Here is a 6,663-nt window from a genome sequence, read left to right as displayed (position 1 = left end):
GCCGACCCCGACGCCAACACCCCCGCCGCGGTGCTGTCCGCGTTCCTGACGCAGTACTACGCGGAGCGCGAGTTCCCGGACGCGGTCCTCCTGGCCGAGCGCCCGTCCGACCCGGACGTGGTCGACTGGCTGGAGGCCGAGGGGGTCTCGGTCCGGGTGCCCGGCGCGGGCCGAGAGGCGAAGCTCGTCGAGCTCGCGCTGAAGAACGCCCGGAAGCGCGGCGGCGGCGACGACCCCGTCGGCGCGCTCGGCGAGCGGCTCGGGGTCGACCGCCCCGCCCGGATCGAGGGGTTCGACGTGAGCCACGCGCAGGGGACCGCGGTGGTCGGCTCCGACGTCTGCTTCGTCGACGGGAGCGCCGAGACCGCCGACTACCGCCGGAAGAAGCTCACCGACCGCAACGACGACTACGCGAACATGCGCGAGCTGATCCGGTGGCGCGCCGAGCGCGCGATCGAGGGCCGAGACGACCGCCCCGACCCCGACCTGCTCCTCGTCGACGGCGGCGAGGGCCAACTCGGCGCCGCCCGCGACGCGCTCGCGGAGACGGGCTGGGACGTGCCCGCGGTCGCGCTCGCGAAGGCCGAGGAGCTGGTCGTCACCCCGACCGGGACCCGGCGCTGGGACGACGACGCCCCGGAGCTCCACCTGCTCCAGCGCGTGCGCGACGAGGCGCACCGCTTCGCCGTCTCTTACCACCAGACCGTCCGCGACGAGGTGAAGACGGTCCTCGACGACGTGCCCGGCGTCGGGCCCGAGACCCGCCGCCGGCTCCTCCGGCGGTTCGGATCGGTCGAGAGCGTGCGCGAGGCGTCCGCCGCCGACCTCACGGACGTCGACGGCATCGGTGAGGCGACGGCCGAGACGCTCCGCGAGCGCCTCTGAAAAACGGTGCGGCGGGCGCGCGCTTCGCGTCGAAGCCGCTCGATTCCTCTACGACTTGCGACCGCTATCGGAAACGGAGGCGCGAAAAATCAGGAGCGGAGCCACGCCAGCAGGCGGGCCGCCGGACTGGTCGCCGCCTCGAGATCCTCGGGTCGCGGGTTGTCTTTCAGCCGTTCGGGGCCTCGTTCGAGATTCGACGTACTATTTCTCATTGTGCTGGAAAATTATGGCCGTATATGGAAAAGATTCTCGAAATCCTGACGTATTCTCTCAAAAAATACGTTATATATCGATTTAATCATCACCATCTTTGCTTGGCAGACGCGCGGTAGACGGAGCGCAGCGGAGCCGGGGCCGAGGCGCGCGACCGCTACGGGGACTCGTCTCGGCGTCGACGAGCGCTCCCTCGTCACGCCCCGTCGATCAGGTGCGCGTCCTCGGGGTCGAAGCCGACGACGACCTCCCCGGAGAGGGGGTCGCGCGTCCGGAGGACGAGGTCGCGACCGCCCCAGTCGAGGGTCACCCGAGTCGTCTCGCCGAGGAACTCCGCGCTGGCGACCGTCGTCCGAATCCGGTTCTCGCCGCCGTCTATCCGGAGGTACTCCGGACGGACGCAGAAGGCGAGACGGTCGCCGACGGCGACGTCGGCGGCGCCGTCGAGCGCGACGCGGAGCGTCTCGCCCCCGGCGTCGACGGCGGCGGTGCGGGTGACTCCATCGCTCGTCTCGTTTCCGTTGCTCGTCTCGTCTCCGTTGCTCGTCGCGTCTCCGTCCTCCCCGGTGACTCGGTCCTCGACGTCGACGACCCGCCCCGCGAACACGTTGTTGTCGCCGACGAACTCGGCGACGAACCGGGACGCCGGCTCGCGGTACACCGTCCGCGGGGGCGCGACCTGCTCGGGCGTCCCGCCGCGCATCACCGCGACGCGGTCGGAGATCGCCAGCGCCTCCTCCTGGTCGTGGGTGACGTAGACGGTCGTAATCGAGAGCTCGGACTGGATCCGCCGGACCTGCACCCGGAGCCGCTCGCGGAGCTGCGCGTCGAGCGCGCTCATCGGCTCGTCTAAGAGGAGGAGGTCCGGGCCGGGCGCGAGCGCCCGCGCCATCGCGACGCGCTGCTGTTGGCCCCCGGAGAGGCTCTCCGGCTCGCGGTCGGCGGCGTCCGGGAGGTCGACCAGTTCGAGCAGCTCCGCGACGCGCTCGTCGCGGGTGACCCCCTCGGGCGGGTCGGCGAAGTTGAGCCCGTATCCGACGTTCTCGCCGACGGTCATGTGCGGGAACAGCGCGTAGTTCTGGAAGACGACCCCCACGTCGCGGTCCTCGGGCGGCACCCCGGCGACCGACTCGCCGAAGAAGCGGACGGTCCCCGCGGTCGGCTCCTCGAACCCCGCGATCAGCCGGAGGCTCGTCGTCTTCCCGCAGCCGGAGGGGCCGACCAGCGTGAAGAACTCCCCCTCGCGCACCCGGAGGCTCACGTCGTCGACGGCGGCCGTGTCGCCGTAGCGCTTCGTCACGCCGTCGAGTTCGACCGCGGGCGGGGCGTCGACGGACGCGGCGGCAGGCGGGGCATCGGCGGGCTCGGCGGACGCGGCGGCGTCGGTTGCCGCCTCCTCAAAGTCCACGGTGCTCACCTCCGAGTCGCTCGATCACGACGAAGCTGAGCCCGGTGACGACGAGGAGGACGACGCCCATCGCGGTCGCCGGTCCGAGCCGACGCCCGATGAACCGCTCGATCGCGACCGGCATCGTGTACGCGTCCGCGCCGGTCGCGAGCACCACCGTCGCCGTGAACTCGCCGATCGAGACCGCGAACGCGAACGCCGCGCCGGCGACCACCCCGGGCCAGACGAGCGGGAGCTCCACGTCGCGGATCACCCGCGCCCGCGACGCGCCGAGCGCCCGCGCCGACTCGATCAGCGAGCGGTCCAACCCCTCCAGCCCGGGCGCGACCGTCCGGACGACGAAGGGGTAGCCGGCGACCGCGTGCGCGACGACGATGGCGACGGCGCCGGTCGCCGCGATCCGCCACCCGGCGACCTCGACGCCGAAGACGAGTCCCCGGAGGAGCCCGAGGCCGACGACGATTCCGGAGACGGCGAGCGGGGCCATCGCGGCCGCGTCGACCAGCTTCCGCCCGCGGTACCGCCGCGTCGTCAGCACGGCGACGACGACCCCCATCGGGAGGGCCATCAGCGTCGCCGCCGACGCGAACGCGAGCGAGTTGCGGATCGCGGGCCACGGCCGCACCTGAAACGCCGCGCCCGTCCGCTGGCGGTCGACGAGGAACCGGTAGTGCTCCAGCGTGAGCGCGCCGTCGCCCCCCGTGACGCTCGCGAGGACCATCGAGCCGATCGGGGCGAGGAAGAGCACCGCCGCGACGACCGCGTAGGCGGCGAGGCCGACGCGGGGCAGGACCTCCCGCGCGGACGGCGCCGCCGGGAGCAGGGGTCTGCGCGGGAGCGGGCGGGCGCCCCGCGCGTTGACCGTGTTGCGCGCCTCGTAGCGGAGGTACGCGAGCAGCACGCCGAGCGAGATGACCAGTTCCACGATCGCCAGCGCGGCCGCCTCGGCGTAGCTCAGATCGCGGACGAGTCGGTAGACGAACACCTCGACGGTCGCCAGCTGGAAGCCGCCGAGCGCGAGCACGATGGGGAAGGTGCCGAACGTGAACACGAAGGTGAGCGCCGCGCCCGTCAGGACCGCCGGGTACACCTGCGGCGCGACCACGTCGAGGAACGCCCGGGCGGGCCCCGCGCCGAGGCTCCGAGCGGTCTCGACCGCGCGCGCGTCGACCGACTCCCACGCGGCGGTCGTCACCCGGGCGACGAGCGGCGCGTTGTAGAAGGCGTGGGCGATCACGATCGCCTGCAGCGAGAACATGAGGTCGACGGGCGGGAGCCCGAGCGCCGACAGGACGGCGTTCAGGGTCCCGTTGGTGCCGAACGTGGCGACGAAGCCGACCGCCACCATGATCGAGGGGAGGACGAACGGGACGATCGTCAGCGACCGGAGCGTCCGGCGGCCGGGGAACTCGAAGCGCGCGAGCAGGTACGCCGCGGGGAGCCCCAGCGCGACGCTGGCGACCGTCGACAGGGCGGCCTGGTACGCGGTGAAGCCGACGATCCCGAGCCGGCGGTCCGGTCCGAGGAGCGCGCGGGCGACCGCGATCGGGGACTCGCCCGCGAACAGCCGGGCGAGCTCGCCGAAATAGAAGGGGTCGCGCACCAGCTCGGCGAACACCGCGAGCGTGGCGACGCCGTCGACGACGACCGCCTCGATCAGGACCGTCCCGACCGGGTAGTAGAAGGCGACGACGAGCGTGAGGCTCGTCACGACCGCGAGCGCGGTCAGCAGGCGCCCTTCGAGCCGGTCGCGGAGCGACCGGACGCGACGGCGACTCGGGCCGGCGTCGGGGGTCGAGGCCTCTCCGGCGCCGCTGCGGCGGTCGGTCACGCCGGTCTCAGTTCCCGGCGTACTGTCGCTCCCAGGCGTCGATCCACTCACTGACCGAGCCTTGGAGCTCGTCGTACGTGAACGTCACCGGTTCGGCCGGCTCCTGGGCGAGCTCGGCGTAGTCGTCCGGGAGCGTCGCCGTGTCGGTCGCGGGGAAGGCGACGTTGCGCTGGGCGATCTGCCCCTGCACGTCCGGCTCCAGCATGAACGACATGAACTCGCGGGCGAGCGCCGGCTCGTCGGCGTCGGCGAAGACGGCCATCCCCTCGGGTGTCGCGTACGCCTGATCGTTCAAAAAGCGGATCTGGTGTTCCTCCAGGTTCGCTCCCTCCATGTCAGCGAACACCTGGTCGGTCGAGTAGGAGACGACGATCGGCGCCTCGCCGTTGCTCCAGGCGGTGTACGCGTCGTCCCACGAGCCGAGCACGCGGACGTCGTTCGCTTGGAGGTCCGCCCAGTAGTCGAGGTAGTCGTAGTCGGGGTCGCCGTCGCCGCCCTCGACCGCCTCGTCGTCGCCGTCGCTCGCGACGCCGCCGTCGCCGAAGCGGTGGATCGTGTGCAGCAGGAACGAGCGCCCCGTCGAGGAGCCGCCGGGGTTCTGCGCGATGAGCGCCCCGCTGTGCTCGTCGGCGAGCAGCCCGTCGAACGTCTCCGGGGCCTCGACCGCCGTGCCGTCGTAGACGAGGCTCACGTAGCCGGTGTCGAAGGGAACGGCCCGGTCGAACGGGTCGAAGAGGAGCCCGTCGCGGACGTCGCCGAACCCGCCCACCTCGCCCCGCTCGGCGAACAGCCCGTCGTCGAGCTGGTCGTCGACGCGAACGAGGTCCTCGGTCGTGAGACCGACGTAGAGGTCGGCGTCGATGGAGACGCCCGAGGCGGCGCGCTCGACGTAGTAGTTCAGCTCGTTGTCGGGCGTCGCCCACTCCAGCTCGGCGTCGACGCGCGACTCGAACTCCTCTTTGAGCCACTCTCCCGGGCTCACCGAGGGGGCGTCGATGAAACTGGTGTAGGTCGCGACCGTCAGCGTGGGGGTCTCCTCGTCGCCGCCCTCGCCGTCCGATCCGTCGTCGCCGTCGGTCTCGTTCGAGCCGTCCGAGCCGTCCGCCCCGTCGCTCGAGCCGCCGTCGCCCCCGTCGTCGCCCGTCTGCTGCGCGCTACAGCCGGCAAGCGCCAGGGCGCCCGCGGCGCCCCCGAGCGCCAGGAACCGGCGGCGGGTCGGCCGGTCCGTCCCCCGCCGCGTCCGCGACGCGCTCGGTTCGCCGCTGGCGACCGCGTCCCCGTCGCTGACCGCGCCCTCGTCGGTGACCGCGTCCGGACCGGTGGCCGCGTCCGTGTCGTCTGCCATTACTCGGTAGTCACACTCGGTGGTTATAAGGGATCCGTGTCGGTGGCGGGCGGTCGCCGGGGCCGGCGACCGCCTCCCTCGGTCCGGCGGTATCTGTTCCGATATTCTCGGCGATACCGATTTATCGGGGCGCGCCTCCGGATCCGTATGAACGACTCGTCCGGAGGCGACCCGAGCGGACGCACGCGCCGTCGACTCCTCGCCGCGGGGGCGAGCGCCACGGCGCTCGGTCTCGCGGGCTGTCTCGGCGCTCGGGAGGGGCCGGTCCCGGAGCCGACCGTGACGAACGAGCGGATCGACGACGGCTGGCGGCTCCTCGACGAGTCGGAGAGCGCGGTCTTCGAGCGGACGTACGGCCCGGCGACCGTGCGCGCGCTCGAACGAACGCTGATCTACGAGTACGTCTCCGTCGCCGAGGCGCTCGACGAGACGTTCGACGCGAGCGGGTCACCGGTGGTCTTCTTCGCGACCCGGATCGACCTTCGGCCCGCCCTCGACGGACTGCCGGCGGGCGTCGGTAGAGGCCGGCTGATGGCGGAAGTGGAGACGGCCGCGGTCGACGCGTTCCGCGCGCGGCTCCGGAGCGCCGGGACGGACGGCCTCGAAGAGGTCGACGAGGGGACCACCACCGTCGTCGGCGGCCACACCGCGACGGCGTGGCGCTTCGCGGGCGAGTTCGCGCTCGACGGGGAGGCGCCCCTCCCGGACGGCTCGACGACCGCGGTCGACGAGGCCGTCGGCGTCACGGCGCGGCTCGCGGTCTGGCACGACGGCACCGACGTCCTCGTGGCCGGCGGCGCGTTCCCCTCCGAGGCGGTCACGGCGGTGATCGGCGACGCCGTCCCCGGGTCGCTCGACGGCGAGACCGTCGTCGAATCGATCGCGGACGCGGAGGCGGCGGCGGCGCTCGCGACCGACCCGGCCGCGTTCGACGAGGAGGTCTCCGTGCTGATCGTCTCGGTGGAGTGAGGCGCGCCGGCG

The 6,663-nt window shown here is 72.7% G+C and carries 6 protein-coding genes; 2 read left to right on the top strand and 4 right to left on the bottom strand.

Annotated elements, in window-relative coordinates; all coding sequences use genetic code 11:
• Window positions 1–885: helix-hairpin-helix domain-containing protein (locus DJ81_RS13130; RefSeq protein ID WP_249269133.1), on the top strand; the 885-nt coding region annotated here is incomplete at its 5' end.
• A gap of 89 nt (window positions 886–974) precedes the next feature.
• Here DJ81_RS13130 and DJ81_RS19815 read toward each other — a convergent pair.
• The 4 genes from DJ81_RS19815 to DJ81_RS13115 form a co-directional block, all read right to left on the bottom strand.
• On the bottom strand, window positions 975–1,097 hold the full coding sequence (locus DJ81_RS19815) for a hypothetical protein (RefSeq protein ID WP_275542432.1): 123 nt from the start codon (window positions 1,095–1,097) through the stop codon (window positions 975–977).
• A 197-nt stretch (window positions 1,098–1,294) separates the two neighbouring features.
• A complete protein-coding gene (locus tag DJ81_RS13125; protein WP_094590070.1) occupies window positions 1,295–2,515 on the bottom strand; it encodes an ABC transporter ATP-binding protein in 1,221 nt (406 codons plus the stop codon).
• Window positions 2,496–4,337, bottom strand: a complete 1,842-nt coding sequence (locus DJ81_RS13120) for an iron ABC transporter permease (protein ID WP_170938328.1) — start codon at window positions 4,335–4,337, stop codon at window positions 2,496–2,498. The genes DJ81_RS13125 and DJ81_RS13120 overlap by 20 nt, the downstream gene beginning before the upstream one ends.
• A 7-nt stretch (window positions 4,338–4,344) precedes the next feature.
• On the bottom strand, window positions 4,345–5,682 hold the full coding sequence (locus DJ81_RS13115; protein ID WP_094523268.1) for a thiamine ABC transporter substrate binding subunit: 1,338 nt from the start codon (window positions 5,680–5,682) through the stop codon (window positions 4,345–4,347).
• Between the two features lie 147 nt (window positions 5,683–5,829).
• On the opposite strand from DJ81_RS13115, the gene DJ81_RS13110 reads away from it, so the two are divergent.
• The gene (locus DJ81_RS13110) at window positions 5,830–6,651 is read left to right on the top strand and encodes a hypothetical protein (RefSeq protein WP_094590068.1); all 822 of its coding nucleotides are present in this window, start codon (window positions 5,830–5,832) and stop codon (window positions 6,649–6,651) included.
• Window positions 6,652–6,663: the final 12 nt, after the last annotated feature.

Source organism: Halorubrum sp. Hd13, from assembly GCF_002252755.1.
Classification (GTDB): Archaea; Halobacteriota; Halobacteria; order Halobacteriales; family Haloferacaceae; genus Halorubrum.
Note: the sequence above shows the minus strand (reverse complement) of the source record. Positions and strands in the feature narration are given on the sequence as shown.

What these genes read in the sequence shown, in the direction of transcription:
- DJ81_RS19815 (WP_275542432.1), bottom strand. Translation starts at nt 1,097, where the DNA reads ATGAGAAATAGTACGTCGAATCTCGAACGAGGCCCCGAACGGCTGAAA.
- DJ81_RS13115 (WP_094523268.1), bottom strand. Translation starts at nt 5,682, where the DNA reads ATGGCAGACGACACGGACGCGGCCACCGGTCCGGACGCGGTCACCGAC.
- DJ81_RS13110 (WP_094590068.1), top strand. Translation starts at nt 5,830, where the DNA reads ATGAACGACTCGTCCGGAGGCGACCCGAGCGGACGCACGCGCCGTCGA.